Genomic DNA, 17658 nt, shown 5'->3' with positions numbered 1-17658 from the left:
TCCTCTATACACCTTCACCATCCAGCTTGATCTGCACCATCTTTCCAACGGTCACTTTTCACCCTTCATTCCCCGTGCCTGCGATGGCGTCATGCCTTTGTACTGCTTGAATAATTTTGTAAAATAGTTCGCATTGTCGCATCCCACCTGGGCGGCAATTTCCGTGACCGTGAGACTGCTGCCCTGTAGCAAACGCTCAGCCTCACTCATTCTGCATCCGTTTACGTATTCTACGAGCGTACGTCCGGTCAGCTTTTTGAACATTTTGCAGAAATGATATACGTTTAACCCCACTTGGCTTGCCGCTTCACCAACCGACAATTTCTCCTGAGGATCCGCCTCAATCTGTGCAATCAACTGCTTGAACCGCTCGCGGTTAGGAAAATACACTGCACCCGATCGATCCCGCAACTGATGCGGCATAAACGTCCGGGCCATCAACGTAAACAACGCGTGCAGTTTAGACTTCACCACAAGCTGGTACGCCGGAGGCTGCGTCGCCATCTCTTCCACAGCTTCATTTAATAAGGAATAATACCCGGCACAGGCTGCATTCTCTGCGGCCGGTTTGACCGGGAACCGTACACTGCCTTCAAGATAGGGCGCGACATACTGCTCATGCACAGGATCGCTCGCAAAATCCTGAAACAAGGCACGATTAACTACAACCGAGTCATAATGTACATCTCCCTCATCCAGGGCGTAACCGACATGCAGTGCACCGCCCGGAATGATGATGATTTCTCCTGCCTCAGCTTCATAAGGTCGGCTATCAATATGAAATACCGCTCTCCCCTTACGCATAATGATCCATTCAAAGTGCTCATGCCAGTGCAGATATAATATACATTCTTCCGTTTTTTTCGCAGAACAGCGATTTTGGAACAACTGAAACGGATGGGATTTATGATCAATTCGCGTGTCTTCATGAAGCGCTTTCAAGTCTAACATGGCTTTCTTCCCCCTCACCACAAAATCCGACTAATAAAGCACAAAATTGTTTAGAGCCTTCCCATAGATCCAAGGCTATAATGAGTGTGTCACGAAGTACTATAAGCCAATATTGGAGTGAATGACAACCATGAATCCATCCATTCGTATCGGAACCCTTGTAGGCGGCCATGATGCCGTTCGGGTCATTCCGCAGATGTTGCAACACGGCTTCGAATCCTTTAACCTGACGTTCTGGCAAAGCACGGGCAATCTTGATCTGGCAGAAACCGCCAAACGTGTCCGCGACATCGTTGACGAACAAGGCATCACCATTTCGGCTGTAAGTGTATTTGGTAATCCGCTCACCGGCACAGGGGATAATGCTGACACCTTGGCAAGCTGGGAGCGAGTCATTGACCACGCACAGCTTTTTGGGGCAGATATCGTCTCCGGCTTTACCGGACGTCTGACCAATCAGCCAATAGACGAATCGATTCCACGGTTCAAGGAGGTGTTCGGTGAACTGGCACGACGGGCAGCAGACCGGGGTGTACGCATTGCTTTTGAAAATTGCGATATGGGTGGAACGTGGCAGACCGGCGACTGGAATATCGCTCACAACCCCACCGCTTGGGAAATGATGTTTAATGCCGTTCCTGATGAAAATGTGGGGCTGGAATGGGAACCCTGTCACCAGATGGTCAGCTTGATTGACCCGATTCCACAGCTTCGCAAATGGGCTCCGAAAGTGTTCCACGTCCATGGCAAAGACGCAACCATCGCCTGGGATATTGTCAAAGAACACGGCGTACATGGCCCGCATGAATTTGTATGGCATCGCACCCCCGGCTTTGGAGACAGCAATTGGGCAGATATCATCACCATTTTGCGCCAGAACGGTTACCAGGGCACCATCGACATTGAAGGCTGGCATGATCCGGTGTACCGGGACGAACTTGAGATGACCGGGCAAGTACATGCGTTGAATTATTTAAAACATTGCCGCGGGGGTAGCTTTGTGCCGAACCCGGTATAATTATCTAAAGACATAAAGACCTAGAGGCATGGAAGGCATGAAGACCGGGTAACAGATATGCCCAGAAAATACAAAATCACGTCACAATCACAAGTACTATTTATATGCTGCAATAACTTATAGCTTGGATCAATAACATCTATGCATCTATATGAGGGAGTTGAGCACATGACCTACCCTTATCGGGTTATCATCGCAGGTTGCGGGGCAATGGCAAACACTTGGGCGGACTATGCCAAAGAGCGACCAGATACGGAAATCGTGGGACTCGTTGATCTCTACGAGGAAGCTGCGTCATCTTTTGCCAAGCGACACAATATATCCTGTCCAATCTTTACTAATATTGATGATGCCCTTGAAGCCGTCGATGCCAACATCGTATTTGATGTGACCATCCCTTCCAGCCATTATCATATTGCGATGACCGCGCTACAGGCAGGTTGTCACGTCTTTGGCGAAAAACCGCTGGCAGAATCCTTCTCGGACTGTACGGACATTGTGCAAACCGCCCGCAGTACGGGACGTATTCAAGCGGTGATGCAGAACCGCAGGTTCGATCCTCGAATCCGTGCCTATCGGCAACTCATTTCCAGCGGAACGATTGGGAAGCCGGGATATGCAGGAGCAGACTTCTTTATCGGGGCACACTTTGGCGGTTTCCGCGACCTCATGGACAGCCCGCTTTTGCTGGATATGGCGATACATACCTTTGATCAAGCGCGTTATATCCTCGGTGCAGATCCGGTGTCGGTGTACTGTCACGAATTCAATCCTCCAGGTTCCTGGTATAAGGGCAATGCGATGGCGATATGTATTTTCGAGATGTCCGACGGGTCTGTGTTCGATTACCGGGGGTCTTGGTGTGCCGAGGGCGTGCCGACATCCTGGGAAGCAAGCTGGCGTGTGACGGGTGAAAAAGGAACCGCCATCTGGGATGGTCATGAAGACATCTATGCTGAAGTGGTCAACACACTCGCGCTGGAGGCTGATGGCAAACCGTCTTTCCTCCAGCGTCCGGAACGAATCGAAGCCGAACTGCCTGTGATGGACAAAACCGGACACCACGGGTGTCTTGAAGAGATGTTCGCTGCACTTGAAGAAGATCGGCTACCCGAAACGGATTGCAGTGACAACCAGTTCAGCATGGCTATGGTGCTCGCCTCACTCGAAAGCGCACGTACCGGACAAAAAGTGCTGATTGCCGATTTATTGAAAACAACAGGTCCGTCATCCTGAGCTTGAGCAAGATTAGAGTTAATGTTGTTTCAATAAATATTTTCAAGCGCATAAAAGGAAGTGATTCTTATTGGATAGTGAAAGTGAAATTATGATTTCTCCATTAGATGCGGACTTAATAGAGGATATCCATACGACAAACGATTACTTTACGTTATTCGGTAAAATCATCCCCCGTTTACAATCTGGACAATGGACCTATGTAGAAGTTCTTTTTGATGAACCGAAAGAAACGCGTTTCCCGGATGACAAACTGGATTGGAACGAATATATCAACCAGGAAGATAAAATGCTGTTTTTAGCGTATATGAATCAAGTTTGTATAGGACAGATTAGAATCATTAAGGATTGGAATCGCTTCTGTTATATTGAAAACATTGCTACGAAACAAGAGTATAGGGGCAGTGGAGTCGGAACGTTGCTCCTCCATAAAGCAGAAGAATGGGCAAAACGAAAAAATCTTATCGGAATGTCCCTCGAAGCACAAGACGATAATCTGGGTGCATGCCGATTCTATGTGAAACAGGGCTTCATACTAGGCGGAGCCGACACACTCAAACAATCCTATACTCCTAATATCGATACCACTTTATACTGGTATAAATTATTCAAGTAACGAAGGTTCCAGTAGTATAAGGAAAACAGCCGTTCCAACGTTGGAACGGCTGTTTGTATTCACCTACAAAATCCGCTTCTTCATCGCCTTGTACACCAATTGCGCAAACAAACTGTTGGACCATGCGAACCATGGACGCGTATACGTATGCGGATCATCGGCATGAAAACCCTCGTGCATATACCCCGTTCCCGCGTCGGTATTCTCCAGCATATCAATCATGGCGAGCATCTCCGCGTCATTGTCTGCCGTCAGTCCCTGCATGGATAATGCCATATGCCAGATGTACCCTGGAGGAGTGTGCGGGCTGCCAATGCCCTTGGCCGCTGTGCCTTCATAATAATACGGATTTTCTTTACTCAAAATAAAACGCCGTGTATTCTGATACACCGCATCATCCACGGACACATATCCGATATAAGGGATCGACATGAGTCCCGGTGTGCCCGCATCATCCATTAGACAAACGTTGCCATAACCGTCCGTTTCATAGGCGTAAATCTGTCCATACACCGGATGACGATAGGTACCATACAGGGCAATGCCGTGCCGGATTTCCTCCTCCAGGCGCGCCATACGGCTCACTAGCTGTTCGTCACGGAACACCCATTTCGCAATCTCCCCCATCTGGCTCAGCGTCACTGCGGCGAACATATTGGACGGAATATTGTAGTGAAAATCACAGGCATCGTCGCTTGGGCGAAAGCCCGACCAGATCATGCCCGTATAGTTTACTGGCATCCCCATTCCCTCGTTACGAAGTGTATCGTGCGCCGGGCAGTTACGCCGCATGAATCGATACGGGGATTGCTCTGCATGACGCTGTTCCGTTTCCCACAGGTGCAAGATCTGCTCCATAACCTTTTTAAAACGTTCATCAAAGATGTCTGTAAGCTCAGTCTCACGCCAGTATGTATAGGCCAGCTTCATGGAGAAACACAACGAATCCAGTTCAAACTTCCGTTCCCATACCCAAGGTGACATTTCTGTCTCATCATTCGCGTCCCAGTGCCAGCCATTGGCCGTTTCGTTAAATGCGTTCGCATAGATGTCTATATCTGCATAGAACGTATGCCGTTTAATCAGCCCTCCGATAATCCGTTGCAACTGCGCGTCATGCTTCGCCAGCGGAACATAATGCATCACTTGCTCCACCGAATCCCGGAGCCACATGGCGGGGATATCTCCCGTAATCACAAAGGTTGTACCGTCATCTAACAGCTTGGTGGTCGTTTCGAGCGTATTCGGAAAACAATTGCGAAACTGAGTCAGCAGCTTCGGTCTGTGCTTCAAGCGCTCGTCTGCTTCAGCCAAAACACCGCCAACAGCTTGGGGCAATTCTAGCTCAGGCATCGGGATTGTAGGTAATCTGAACTGATCCATGGGAGTCCTCTCCTTTTTAATTTATAAATTAGCCCAGCTAAAGAGTTTACATCTGCACTCCAATGACAGAATAACCATCCAATCGAACTATTGTTATTTTTGTTATTATAAATTATAATAACGTTATTATCCTGTAAGTTTACCTGTTCCATGCAGGCACGTCAATTCACAATTAAACAGTTTCCTATTCAATCAGCTACCCATATGACACAAGTCATTTACCTACTGATAAAATCAGGTTTATCCATCTGTACATAAAAGGAGTAATCATATGTCTCGAAAAGTATCGATCCAGACGCTGGCTGACCAGCTGGGGTTATCCAAATATGCCGTGTCCCGCGCGCTCAGCGGTAAAACCGGCGTCAGCGAATCTACGCGTGCACGTGTTCTGGAACTTGCCCGTGCACTCGGGTATCGCCAGAATACACCGGGCTCGGCGGGTCATACTGCGAATACCAATAAGGCTCATGCAGCCGAACCTCCATTTGCCCTAATATGTATGAATCAGCTTAACCGCGGTGAGCCGCACTATTGGCAGCGTGTGCTGTCAGGCATCATCTCTGGCTGTAACGAGCAAGGCTGGCATCACGTCATTGTGTCACCTTCACTGGACTTACCGGGCAAGAAGATTTCACCTGAAAAAGCCATCGCACCTCATCTCGACTGGACACGTTGTGCCGGAATTATCGTTATGGGATCTTTTCCGCATACCGTGCTGCAAACGCTGGTACAGACAGGCCACCCCATGATTTTGGTCGATCACCAAGAGCCTTTGCTGAACTGTGATACGATCAGTCATGATAATCTGGAAGCTGGCATTACTGCGGCCAGATATCTCCTGTCGAAGCAATGCAGACGCATCGGTCTGATTACCGATGACGGACGTGCCGCAAGTTTTGCACAGCGCAAGATTGGAATTGAGCTCGCTTTGAATCATTTTCATACCGAGGCAAGGGAAGAAGTGGGCTTTCAAGCTTGGAATATAGCCTATGAAAACGGGGAATGGATGAACAAGCTCGCTGATACCATCGAGCGACTTCCTGCTGAAGAACGACCCGATGCGTGGATTGGGGCGAATGACGATATTGCCTTACAATGGATGCAGAAGCTTGGGCAGATGAGCGTCTCGGTACCACAGGATTGTCTGGTCATCGGAATTGACAATGTGTACACCGCTGCCACCTCATCTCCACCGTTGACAACGGTACATTTGTGCAAAGAGGAACTTGGGCAACGAGCCGTCGAGGCTTTGAAGCGTCGAATCGAACGCCCGGGTACGCCGAAAGAGACGGTCATGTTATCCACCACCTTGATTCCAAGAGATTCGGCTTAATTGTTTATCTACGTCAAAAAAAGAGCCTCGCACTATTAATGGTGCAAGGCTCTTTTCTTTATAATTAATAATTGAAGATATTTATTGATCCCAAGGTGTACTTGAATCACTCGCAAGGTTTACTTTCCAATTCACATCCCGGAAATCACGATGCACAACGGTTCGTTTTAACGTCAATTTCGTCCCCTTGTCCTTGTTAAAACCATGAACAATCAGCTTCACATCATCGATAACATACTGTTCATTCAGATTGGCCGGGTTTCTAATCCCCATGATCTCAACGGGATACTCTTTCCCTGTAGAATCTGTTGCCAGCCAATGATCACCATAAAACTCATTTTGGAACAAACCGCTCCCTTCCAGCACAAGAGAAGTTTCATTTTCCGATCCACCTTTTGTTTGGTCATTCGCTGACTGTCCACGCTGATAATTGAAACTGCGTATATCCATCTGATCTCCAAGAGAATTAAATGAGGCAAACGTATAGAACTTAGATTCCTCACTAGCCTTATCCAGATCAACTTCCATCGTCTGTCCCTCTTTCACAGGTATCGTGTAACCGTCCAGCACAAAGCGAATATTGTCCGCATTTAGTGTTACCAAAGACGGGTCCCATGTCTCCGACAGCTTAAGTGGACCTCCCACACTCACTTGACCCAAATCACGATAACGGAATTTGGCCTGACGTGCATTAGGTCTACCCCCGTTGAAAATGCGATACTCTCCCGTGTCTTTAATTTCGATATGATACAAAATATCCATGTCCCTTGCCCAATCTTCTCCTGCTTTAGCGCGAAGCTCGTCGTTCAGATTCACTTCCAGATCAAGCCGGGTTCCATTTGGCGTCTGCACCAATTGTGTCATAGCCAGTTCCAACCCTTCCGGTGTTGTATAGGACGCATTCATCGGGGTTTCTTTGGACATCACTTTGGCTTGGGTCATATCCAGTTTGAACTGGAAGCTCCAGTCTACGGAAACCTTTTTGTCCGTATAGGTTTTGGTATTCACATCATAGCCATAGCCGTCTCCTACATCTAAATGCCCGAAATCTCCACGAACAGTGATTTCATCAGGAATGTCTCGATGTAACTGAAACACCAGCTTATTCAGAGAGCCGCTCCCTTGCCGTGTATCCATCGCAGGCTCAGCAACGTCTTTGCCGTTTTCATCCGTGATGTGGATATCCTCCACTTTGGAATTCAAAAGATACAATCCAGTGCCATCAGGTGCCGTTTGCTGTAACATAAGTATAAGTTGGGAACCGTCTACAAGCACATCTGCAATCTTGAGTTTGTACCCCTGATCATCGATATCAATGTTCGGGTTCACGACAAGTCCAAGCGGTTGAAGCCGTTTGTAGTCGTCTGACAAGTTGGCATATCTCAGAACTTCCGGGACAGGAATATTAGGCAAAGGAGGAATATTTATGGCGTTTACAGGCGGCTGAACTGGCCTTTCCCTTGTCCCATCCCAAGCAGCCCAAGCTCCTCCTGCAATCAGTACCGCAACCGCTGCGGCGATTCCCGTTCGATAAATCCATGTCCTCTTATGCGACTTTTTGGTTTCCCATGGTACCTGCGCATAAGAGTCCTCCATAGGCACATGATCCAGCTTCTGCATCACTTGTAATGTGAAATCCGCATCTGGCCCCTCGCGGAACAACTCCTCTTCCCACTTGCGATCCAGCGTCTTGTCCTGCTCACTTGAAATGGGCTTCATAGGTCGATAAACCTCCTTTACGTTCCATTTGCTTTCTCAGCATTTTCTTCCCTCGATACAGTGCATTACGCACTTGTGCGTCACTCATATCTGTAATTGTGGCGATCTCTTCATAGGTCAACTCATTGGTGTATTTCAAGAGCAGTACAAGCCGGTACGTTTCCGGCAACTGTTCAAGATGACGATGGATTTCCCGCTTCATTTCCTTGTGCATCAACCGTTTCTCAGGTGTGTCTTCACTGACGGATTCGATCTCCTGATCGGCGGTCATCATCGGTTTCTTTTTCCGCATATGATCCCTCATGATGTTCACCGCAATGGTATACACCCAAGCCGAGAAACTACTCCCCTCTCTCCGGGTCGGCATATATCGATAGATCCGAATAAATGTGTCCTGTGCGAGATCCTGCGCATCCGGGTGACTTGCGCCCATTCCGCGTATGATGCCGTAGACTTTATTTTTATATCGATCCACGAGCACGCTGAACAGCTGTTTATCCCCATCGATAATGCGCTGAATCAGTTCCTCCTCTGGTATCAGATGTGTCATGTAATCCCCCTTCTCTACAGCGTCCATGCATGGTTCTGTACTATATAGACGGAAGCTGTTCCCTAAATATCTCACTTTATCGTCAAAAAAAAGAATCCACCCTCTCCGGCCATCGCCGAACGGGTGAACTCAAATCTACGAATGATATCGTGAAGTACGCCGATTTTTCCTATTCTCCGCCGTTCTTCTCGGCCACAAAATCCCCAAGCTGGGCATAGATTGCCACAATTTCATCCATCGACATGCGTACAAGTCCACTGGACGAAGGCGCAACGAACTCCTGAATTTCTTTCACAACCGGGTCGTCTTGAAATCCCCATTCTACTTTGGAGCGTTTGCTGTACTGGGTATATACGCCTTTGCCGACAAAACAAGCGATATCCGGCCTGAATGTCTTCAGCTTTTCCCGCAAAATCTCGCGCCCCTCCGCATACTCTTCCTTCGTAATATCCTCAATGCCTTTCGTTGGACGGGCTACGATATTGGTGAACCCATATCCCAGCTTCAATAGTTCACCATCCTCTGTTGCATCATATAAACGCGGCGTCAGCCCGGAACGCTCCAGAATGCGCCAGAAGCGATTGCCTTTATACGCATAATGATGACCCGTCTCTCCTGAGGTAATGCTGGGATTGAAGCCAATAAACAAAATCGATAAGCCAATATCCAGATGATCCGGGATCATAGGGTGGCACCTCCTGAACTTTTTTGATCAAATGCCATTGCAGCTGTGTATAAAATGATATAATGATCGAAGTGTTTTCCGTAAAGAACTGAAATTTTCATGAAAAAGGAAGCTGAACCAATGATTGCAGACATCATGTTAGAAGTCGTCCTGCCCGTCTTTCTCCTGATTGCTGTCGGGTCCTGGATGCAAAAGGTGTTCAAGCTGGACTTGTACACCCTCGCCAAAATCAATTTCTATTGTATTACCCCCGCAGCCGTCTTTATGAGCATGTATCACTCAAATATGTCCGGTGAGCTGCTTGGTACGGTTACGCTTTTTTACGCGATCTATGTACTCATTCTCTATATTATAGGCTCTGTGGTATCCCGCTCGTTCCGCATGAACAAAGGCATGAAAGCCGCTTTTAACAATAGTATCATGCTGGATAACGCAGGCAACTACGGTCTGCCGATTAACGCACTGGTATTCCGGGGTGACCCGCTTGCCTCATCCATTCAGGCACTGGTCATGTCCTTGCAGTCTCTGCTCACCTTCACTTATGGTGTTTTGTCGATCCAAGGCGCGAAGCTAAAGGGCAACTACCGTGCGGTAATTATCGGCTTTCTGAAAATGCCAGTACCTTATGCGCTACTATTAGGCATTTTGTTTCAGGCGTGGAAGCTGCCTTTACCTACATTTCTGTCCATGCCACTCACCTACGCACAGCAAAGTATGGTTGCCGTTGCACTGCTGACACTCGGGGCACAAATCGTGAAATACCCGATTCGTTTATATCGTCTTGATGTGTATATTAGCACATTTTTACGCCTGCTGATTGGCCCGGCAATCGGGATCAGCATTGTGCTACTACTCGGGCTTGAAGGCATAGCGGCTCAGGCCCTCATTATCGCATCAGGCATGCCTACCGGGGTCAACTCTTCCATTCTCGCCGAGGAATATGACAACGAACCCGATTTTGCGGCTCAGACGGTGCTGATCTCCACGCTACTTAACATTATTACGATTACGGCACTGATTTCATATGCCAAAACATTCTAAATCATTAACGTAATCTCACATCCCTAATCAAACGTATATCTAATACAAAGAAGTCCAAGTGCAACGAATCACCGCTGTACCTGGACTTCTTCTATAATTTACCTAAATGCACCTATTCAGGTGTTGCCTGATGCTCTCCCCATGGTATGTTCAGTCTTCTTCATTAGAAGGCCTACGTTAGACTAAGATTCAACCGTGGTTCGGTCTGGAAACTTGCCGCCTTCTCTAAATAAACATCGTACCAGCCACTGAGCTGCCCGATTGAAAAAAAAGCTGGGACTGACTCCATCCACTTGCACAGGCTCTAGTTCCTTCACACTTTCCTTGATCTTGTTCATCTCAATAAGTCCCATCTTCCGCTCATTCGGTCCGAATCGATAAATAACCTTTTCATCGTCCTCCGTCTGTTTCACCAGCAAAATCAATGACGCCATGCAGGTTACCCCCTCGTTACGTAGTGAGATTCCAATGCTATTCACTCCTCTTATAATTATTACCTAGAATAATAAGATTAGATATAGGGCTTTGGTTTATTCGGCTGATTCAAACATCCCATCTTTCCTACAAAAAAAGAGGCCCTTAGGCCTCCATTTTCATCATACCATGCAACTAATTTGATTCCAGGCTACTGAAAAATCGTTCAACAAAAACATCACCATATATTTTCTTCATATGTGCCGTGTTAAAAATATATTGTTCCATATGCTCAAGCTTGCGCAGACTGCGTACCAGTATTTTCCGCCCATCGTCAGATAGATTAGGGTCATCGTCTAGCTTCGCCAAAGCATTTTTTACACGTACGGATACCTGTTCCATATACAGATGATTTTTGGACTTCGGCGGAATACATTGCGTCAGGTCACAGCCTGCAAGAGCGGACTGGGCAAGAACAGCCTCTGTGAGTTGGGATTCCAATGATCGCTATGAATATATAAAGAAATACAGCGAATTATATCCTAACAATGGGTGGAACTGGTCTGGAAATGTGACACATACTCATCATGTTAGACCTCGTAACCTTGGTGGTACTAATATACCTATCCCAGCAAGAGTACACGAGTCCATTGTAAGTCCTTGGTTCACTGGTTACTAGTATGTTATAATAAACCAACTTTACTATATTTCACTGTAGAGTAAGTTTATTCTGAGGAGTGCTGCTCTAAATGAAGTTGTTTAGTGATTTTAAAAAGGTATCTGATCAAAATGAAGGTCACATTACGATCTTAAATCGTACAGGGATAGAAACCGCAGTCAACAAATTTAAACCAGGTGCGCCTGAAGATAAAATAAATGATCTTAACACTTTCTTTTCGACCACATTGCCCCCAGACTATATAAACTTTCTTCAGTTTTGTAATGGTGCATCTTTGTTTGAACATCCTGAATATGGTGGAGAGATTACTTTATTTTCGGTCCAAGATATTATACATTACAACGAACCGGCGGATCGTAAGATCGTAGTAGCCAACATTCAAGATGATCGAATTATAATTGACTTAGACCTGTATCAATCTGGAAACCAAAATTATCTATTGCTTTGCGAGAGTATGAATCCTGTTGAGTATTCAGGCTCATTTAATACTGATTTTGAAACTTGGCTGGAACGCTTCATAGTCTCTCAAGGATCAAAGTTTTGGTATTGGAAGACAGATCGATATATATTTTAAACTTCTGAGCATTACTAAGGCGACAAGCATTATATTGCAGCCTCAGTAATGCCCTTTTTATTTTACTTATGTGTAGATTAAGTTAGCTTAATAGCCTGATTTTCACGCAAGTTTTTTAGTGTTCATGAATCATCCTGAACTCCTGATCATACTTCTGCACTTGTATTTTACAATATAAGCATCCAAGATATAGTCTTTTTTCTCATTGAGAACTCATATTCCCCTTTTACTCATTCTTTTTCTAACCTATCATAAAGTTATATATTAGATAAGCACTTAGGTCTTAAACAACTGATCCGGCCAGTTCAATTAATTACATGGAAAAAATGTCCAATACCGAAAAAAGTCGCTGAAATAGCGACTCCAATGAGATTATACATTAGTTATAAATTGTCGAATTAATGTTGTTATATGAAGTTATTTGTATTTTTTTATCACATTATGTCTTGGGTCAATGAGCCATGTAAACCGTTCCTTATTCATATATACTTCCCGAGCGTTCACAATAGACGGAATCACATCCTCTCCCTTATAAAATACTCTTCCCCCGACTTTCTGGATCGGCACATGGTAAGAGATACGCAAGGCTCTCATCAGCACCGGCTCTAGTAACATGGCATAATAACTAATCTGGTGTTTCTCTGCATAATGAACGATCGCAGATAATAAATCAGCAACATATCGCCCCCGAAAGGTGGACAAAATAGCCAGTTTATCGATCTCTGCAATGTGCCCCATTTCTGCCTGAATCACTGGGTGCCCCAGAAAGGGGCCAATTTCGTTCATGGAACTCTCTTTGGCATAAGGTTTGATTTCAATTGAACCTACATAATGACCTTCCTCCGTAACGACCACATATCTTTCCAGAAACACCTCTGAGAACTCAAACTCAAAACCTTTCTCGTTCCAAACTGTTGTCCATATTCCGTTGAACATGGCAAACTCCAATTCATTTTCTACGCGTTTAAACATTTTCTTCGCTTCCTTTCTGAGTCCTTTTATTGGAAAACTCACCATTACTATCGGTGCATGCAAAGGTGCTATTTATACAAAAACATCAACACCAGGCTTCACCAAACAAAGAAAGAAAGCGAAGAACAAACGGTATGTACCGTTAAAACGGAACAACGCAAAAAAGGAATGTAACAGGATGGTAAATCATCCAATTACATTCCTTTTCAAGCTCGTCTATGAGCCATGTTACTCTATAAACGCGGGTCTACGCGTTCCGATTCCAGCGATAAAGAGGCAAGCACACACTCATGAATCCGCTCTATGGATTCTCCCCGCACGAAACGTTCAACCCCTTCCATGCCTAGAGCACTTTCAAACAGTGCATGCCGCTCCTTTTTGGACGTTTTACGTTTGCGAAGACGGGACACATGCTCGGGAGTCAAATAATCCATGCCGTAAATGATATGCAAATAGGCACGTCCTCTGACTTTGAGCGCAGGCTGCATCATTTTGTTCCCATTCCAGCTCCGGAATGTCTCCGGTTTGATGACGATCCCCTCATGTCCCTCGGCCGTCAGTTCCTCCCACCAGCCAATGACCTCTTCCTCATCCGTCTCATCCGTTATGATCCGATATTCCGTCTCCATCATCAGCGGCGACAACTGAGCCAGCTCACGGTTTTGTTGCATATGCCACTCATGTGTATGCTCCCAGAAGGTTCCCGTACTGTGAGCCAGCGTATGAAACGGTGCAATGCGAATGTCTGCAATATCCTGCACGTCCCAGCAATAATATTGGAACACATTCCGGAATGTCTGCGCGTTCGCCAGTTTAATCTCTGTTTCCTGTAACCAGTCCGCGACGTGGCGGCCTGCGCTCATAGCCTCGCGAATTTTGTCCATCACAATGCTGCGATCCATTTGCGCTGCCTCGGCGACATGCGCATATTGAGATGCAATAAGCTCCCGCGCTTTCAGGTTCCAAGGTACAATCTCTGCATCCAGCAACACAAATTCGGTGGAATACCGTTCGAAATAACCACTTGCGGTCAAGTCCGCATGTAATCTGATGAGCACCTTCTGTTCTGTCTCGGGGTCAAAAAAGGATCGGCCTGTACGGGTCACGATGCTCCCCAACATCGGTCTGCCTACTCGCTGCGATGCAGCCTGTTCGTCGCGGAACAGAAGCAGTATCGCTCGGCTACCCATATGTTTTTTCTCTGCTACCATGCGGGTCACGCCCTGAGAACGATAATAACGGAACGCATCTCTCGGATGCTCCATATAACCTTCTACCGAACATTCACCCGGCGGCGGACTCATCGTTGGCGGGATATAGACGAGTTCCTCCAGTGGCACCGTAAAATGAGAAAAGGTATCCAGTGCCGTCTGCGCCACTTCTCCCTGCACAGCGACATTCAGCCGCGAACCCGTCTGAACAGTAAAACCGTCCTTGAACTTGCGGATGTTGGGCGGTGCAAACCGTTGCTGATTCCAGCGTTTCAACGGACTGTCTGCATCTTGGGCATAGTCTTGCTTCGCCGGTACGCTAACACTCTCCCGTTCCGGCATTCTCCACGCCGTGAGCATACCACCAAACACAACCCCCTGATCGATATTCACCGTATCATTGACAATTGTAGGATATGGCCTTGGATCATGCCCCCAGACAATGCATTCACCGGACGTATGATCCACGTACCAGTCTTTACGTACGGGCCGACCCTTCTCATCCGTTCCTTCCACATCTCCATAGCGGCAGTAATCCTGAATGCGTTTCGACTGCTTGCCGATAAAATGATCCCGTATCCCCGCATGGGCGACGACCACTTGTCTTACCTCATTCCGTTTAAACACCAGATGAGCAGGTGCATTCAGCAGAAAATGCTTCAACGATTCCCGTACCCTTGCGGCTTCTTCACTACCTCGCTCCTGTTCAAGCTGAAGCAATTCAGCTTCCACCCGTTCATCCCCGTGACTTAAGGTGACATCACGGCCGTCCAGATAACGTGCAATTTTCCAGCCATGGTTACTGTCAACCATATAAGCAAGACCGGAGGCACAGTGTTGTTGCCAGAAAAGCAAACATTTTAACGATTCCGGTCCACGGCTGCTTACATCCCCGACAGAAACGAGCTTCCGTCCTTCGGGATGGTGCATCAGGCCATCTTCCTGTTCAGCGACGTATCCCAGACGTTGAATAACTTCCATCATTTCATCATAGCAACCGTGGATATCACCAATGATATCAATTCCCGTTCCCATGTCTAACATCAACGGATTCGTTGTGCGTACAAAGGTCACAGGATATGGATGCTTCAGCACATAACTGGCATCGAACCCTTCATCACGGATCGCACGTAGCGTACGCTTGAATTGCTGTGCCTGTTGTTTTACGCGTTGACGACCGCGCGGATGCTTACGCTGTTCATCACGTTCAACTAATACATGCTCTGGTACATCCAGCACTACCGCGATAACGGGGACATGGGATTTGCGTGCCAACTCCACTAATCGTCCGCGATCTTCGGGATACAGATGAGTCGCATCCACCCAGGTCAGCTTGTTCAGACGGCAACGTGTGGCGAGCATCACTTCCATCGCTTCAAATGCTTTGGCGGATACTTGCTGATACGCTGCATACAGCACATCCGCTTCACTACGAGGCCGATGCCTCCATTCCACATACTCGTCGTCCCCAACCAGCATGCGGAACTGATCGGACGAGACGACCTCGGTAGCGCGGATGATATCCTTTTCCACAAGTTCTGCAAGCAGCGTACTCTTTCCACTGTTTGAAGGGCCAATCAGCACTACGATGCCTGCATGCGGCAGTCGGATCTCTCGCTGTCTATCCTGCGTATCGCTTTCGATTTGCCGTTGCACTCCATCTGTTCCGTAGCGCGAACGATGGTGATCACCCGCACCTTTCTGCCTTTCGTTTCTCATACATGCTCCTCCTTTCCCCGTGTGAACATCGCCAGTTGTGTCGGCTGTCCGTAGCCTTCCTTTTCCTCACCAATGCCCCTGATCTCGTAATCATAATTGCCTTTCTCTGCCCACTCCGCACATCGGCCATTGAATTCCTCCCGTGTCCATTCGAAACGGTGATCATGGTGACGGAACTGTTCTTGCTCCATCGCATACACTTCGTTATATTCCTTATTCGGAGTAGTAACCAGTAGCACTTGCGGCCGATACTCCTTCAGAATCGTTTCCATAATGCCATTCAGACGATATGCCTCAATATGCTCAATCACTTCACATAGGATCATGACATCCTGATGCTGTAACTGCTCGTCAAAATAAAACAGAGAACCAAGCATCGGCTCCGGCATAGCCTGAACCCCTGCCCGATCCTGCATTTTGGCGAAACGTTCCATCGCCCGCAAACGTGATTGACCCGATGGCTCAACAGCAAGAATTGATTCCACTCCCAAGATATAAGCGAGACGTGCAGACAGCTTTCCCTCACCTGCCCCCATGTCCACAATACGGCGTTTTTCAGGTAACGAAGCCACAATGTCTGTGATCGCTCGGTAACGTAAATCATTTAATCGTACAGGTATTTCGGACGAGTCATCAGCTCGATCTGCACTTGTGGCCTGAACTTTGTCTGCATTCGGATTCTTATCCTCATGCCTGGATATTGCCGACTCCGATTTTAATGTTTTTTTCAGATCACCTTCTGCTTCCTCAGCTTGTTGTTCTAATCGTGAAGGCCGATCATCCAACGCGCCATGCTGACGTTCATACGTCCGAATCAGTTCGGCAAAATGAAGCGTACGCCTAACGATAAGTCCCTTAAGCGGATGGACATCTAACCAGCCCTCACCGTAACGGTTGATTTTATCAATCTCATCCTCACTGATGAAATAATGCTTGTAGTTATCCAGCACGGGAATCAGCAGAAATAGCTGACGTAAAGCCTGTTGTACCGTTTGTTTACCTCGCAGGGTGATGTGACGAACCGTACTTCTATTTTTCAGGTCAAACGAATACGCCGACTCTCCCCGTTCCACCGTAATGTCATATCCCAAACAGGAGAACAGCTCCTCCACCACACGGTCAGGCAGATCAGAGGCAACCGGGCCAAACTTCAGTTCCAATTCAAAAGCATGATCCACCCACTGCACATAGTCTTCCTTCGGTTTGCCATTTAGAGCTGTGCCCAGCGCATTCCGTATGTAAGAGCAGAATAAACTGCTGGTCACAAACTCCCGGTCATTGATGTATTGTGTGATATCATATCCATCCGGCGTGCCTCTAACGAGATCGACCGGATCAGGCTCGGCATGAATCAACACCTCCGTCTCTTCCTCACTCGCTTTGGTGTAAACCATCCGAACACGCACACCTTTATCTGTCCGGTCATACACATTATTCGGATTTTTGGCGAGCAGGTGGGATACGACCCCTGCGTTCACTCCACTTGCTTTTAGAATCAAATGCATATCTTCTCCTCCTTTCATTGATCTTCAACCCATTTTGTGAGTTCTAATCCCA

At 47.1% G+C, this 17658-nt stretch carries 16 protein-coding genes; 6 read left to right on the top strand and 10 right to left on the bottom strand.

Translation table 11 applies throughout. The annotated features are described in order from the left end of the window. Positions 1 to 51: 51 nt before the first annotated feature. Positions 52 to 951, bottom strand: coding sequence for a helix-turn-helix transcriptional regulator (locus Q9R46_RS01150; RefSeq protein WP_311278641.1), 900 nt, complete (start codon positions 949 to 951; stop codon positions 52 to 54). A gap of 130 nt (positions 952 to 1081) precedes the next feature. On the opposite strand from Q9R46_RS01150, the gene Q9R46_RS01145 reads away from it, so the two are divergent. The 3 genes from Q9R46_RS01145 (at position 1082) to Q9R46_RS01135 (ending at position 3821) form a co-directional block, all read left to right on the top strand. Further along, positions 1082 to 1969: a sugar phosphate isomerase/epimerase family protein gene (locus Q9R46_RS01145; protein WP_311278640.1), complete on the top strand. Its 888-nt coding sequence runs from the start codon at positions 1082 to 1084 to the stop codon at positions 1967 to 1969. Between the two features lie 168 nt (positions 1970 to 2137). Then, positions 2138 to 3205 carry a Gfo/Idh/MocA family protein gene (locus Q9R46_RS01140; protein ID WP_311278639.1) on the top strand — a complete coding sequence of 356 codons (1068 nt, stop codon included), beginning with the start codon at positions 2138 to 2140 and terminating at the stop codon, positions 3203 to 3205. A 70-nt stretch (positions 3206 to 3275) separates the two neighbouring features. After that, the gene (locus Q9R46_RS01135; RefSeq protein ID WP_311278638.1) at positions 3276 to 3821 is read left to right on the top strand and encodes a GNAT family N-acetyltransferase; all 546 of its coding nucleotides are present in this window, start codon (positions 3276 to 3278) and stop codon (positions 3819 to 3821) included. Positions 3822 to 3884: 63 nt separating this feature from the next. On the opposite strand, the gene Q9R46_RS01130 is transcribed toward Q9R46_RS01135, so the two are convergent. Beyond that, positions 3885 to 5204 carry a glycoside hydrolase family 125 protein gene (locus Q9R46_RS01130; RefSeq protein ID WP_311278637.1) on the bottom strand — a complete coding sequence of 440 codons (1320 nt, stop codon included), beginning with the start codon at positions 5202 to 5204 and terminating at the stop codon, positions 3885 to 3887. A gap of 271 nt (positions 5205 to 5475) precedes the next feature. Here Q9R46_RS01130 and Q9R46_RS01125 point away from each other — a divergent pair, with 271 nt between their 5' ends. Then, on the top strand, positions 5476 to 6537 hold the full coding sequence (locus Q9R46_RS01125) for a LacI family DNA-binding transcriptional regulator (RefSeq protein ID WP_311278636.1): 1062 nt from the start codon (positions 5476 to 5478) through the stop codon (positions 6535 to 6537). An 81-nt stretch (positions 6538 to 6618) separates the two neighbouring features. Here the strand turns inward: Q9R46_RS01125 and Q9R46_RS01120 are convergent, their stop codons facing one another. The 3 genes from Q9R46_RS01120 to Q9R46_RS01110 form a co-directional block, all read right to left on the bottom strand. Continuing rightward, positions 6619 to 8256, bottom strand: coding sequence for a hypothetical protein (locus Q9R46_RS01120; RefSeq protein ID WP_311278635.1), 1638 nt, complete (start codon positions 8254 to 8256; stop codon positions 6619 to 6621). Beyond that, complete coding sequence (locus Q9R46_RS01115) at positions 8237 to 8806, bottom strand: RNA polymerase sigma factor (protein ID WP_145333146.1); 570 nt, start codon at positions 8804 to 8806, stop codon at positions 8237 to 8239. The genes Q9R46_RS01120 and Q9R46_RS01115 overlap by 20 nt, the downstream gene beginning before the upstream one ends. A 169-nt stretch (positions 8807 to 8975) precedes the next feature. Beyond that, positions 8976 to 9491: a mismatch-specific DNA-glycosylase gene (locus Q9R46_RS01110; protein ID WP_311278634.1), complete on the bottom strand. Its 516-nt coding sequence runs from the start codon at positions 9489 to 9491 to the stop codon at positions 8976 to 8978. A 120-nt stretch (positions 9492 to 9611) separates the two neighbouring features. Here Q9R46_RS01110 and Q9R46_RS01105 point away from each other — a divergent pair, with 120 nt between their 5' ends. Then, positions 9612 to 10532, top strand: coding sequence for an AEC family transporter (locus Q9R46_RS01105; RefSeq protein ID WP_090917808.1), 921 nt, complete (start codon positions 9612 to 9614; stop codon positions 10530 to 10532). Positions 10533 to 10714: 182 nt separating this feature from the next. Here Q9R46_RS01105 and Q9R46_RS01100 read toward each other — a convergent pair whose 3' ends face one another. Both Q9R46_RS01100 and Q9R46_RS01095 read right to left on the bottom strand, forming a co-directional pair. Further along, complete coding sequence (locus Q9R46_RS01100) at positions 10715 to 10966, bottom strand: RNA-binding protein (protein WP_311278633.1); 252 nt, start codon at positions 10964 to 10966, stop codon at positions 10715 to 10717. 175 nt (positions 10967 to 11141) lie between these two features. After that, positions 11142 to 11447 carry a hypothetical protein gene (locus Q9R46_RS01095; RefSeq protein ID WP_311278632.1) on the bottom strand — a complete coding sequence of 102 codons (306 nt, stop codon included), beginning with the start codon at positions 11445 to 11447 and terminating at the stop codon, positions 11142 to 11144. 248 nt (positions 11448 to 11695) lie between these two features. On the opposite strand from Q9R46_RS01095, the gene Q9R46_RS01090 reads away from it, so the two are divergent. Further along, on the top strand, positions 11696 to 12199 hold the full coding sequence (locus Q9R46_RS01090) for an SMI1/KNR4 family protein (RefSeq protein WP_311278631.1): 504 nt from the start codon (positions 11696 to 11698) through the stop codon (positions 12197 to 12199). A 417-nt stretch (positions 12200 to 12616) separates the two neighbouring features. Here Q9R46_RS01090 and Q9R46_RS01085 read toward each other — a convergent pair whose 3' ends face one another. From Q9R46_RS01085 to Q9R46_RS01075, 3 genes are all read right to left on the bottom strand, one after another. Beyond that, a complete protein-coding gene (locus Q9R46_RS01085; protein WP_311278630.1) occupies positions 12617 to 13171 on the bottom strand; it encodes a GNAT family N-acetyltransferase in 555 nt (184 codons plus the stop codon). A 233-nt stretch (positions 13172 to 13404) separates the two neighbouring features. Further along, positions 13405 to 16101: a polynucleotide kinase-phosphatase gene (locus Q9R46_RS01080; protein ID WP_311278629.1), complete on the bottom strand. Its 2697-nt coding sequence runs from the start codon at positions 16099 to 16101 to the stop codon at positions 13405 to 13407. Continuing rightward, a complete protein-coding gene (locus tag Q9R46_RS01075) occupies positions 16098 to 17606 on the bottom strand; it encodes a methyltransferase domain-containing protein (RefSeq protein ID WP_311278628.1) in 1509 nt (502 codons plus the stop codon). The genes Q9R46_RS01080 and Q9R46_RS01075 overlap by 4 nt, the downstream gene beginning before the upstream one ends. Positions 17607 to 17658 lie beyond the last annotated feature (52 nt).

It is taken from the genome of Paenibacillus sp. RRE4, assembly GCF_031844205.1.
Taxonomy (GTDB): Bacteria; Bacillota; Bacilli; order Paenibacillales; family Paenibacillaceae; genus Paenibacillus; species Paenibacillus xylanexedens_B.
The sequence above is the reverse complement of the archived record's forward strand: the minus strand, read 5'-3'. Positions and strand labels throughout refer to the sequence as shown.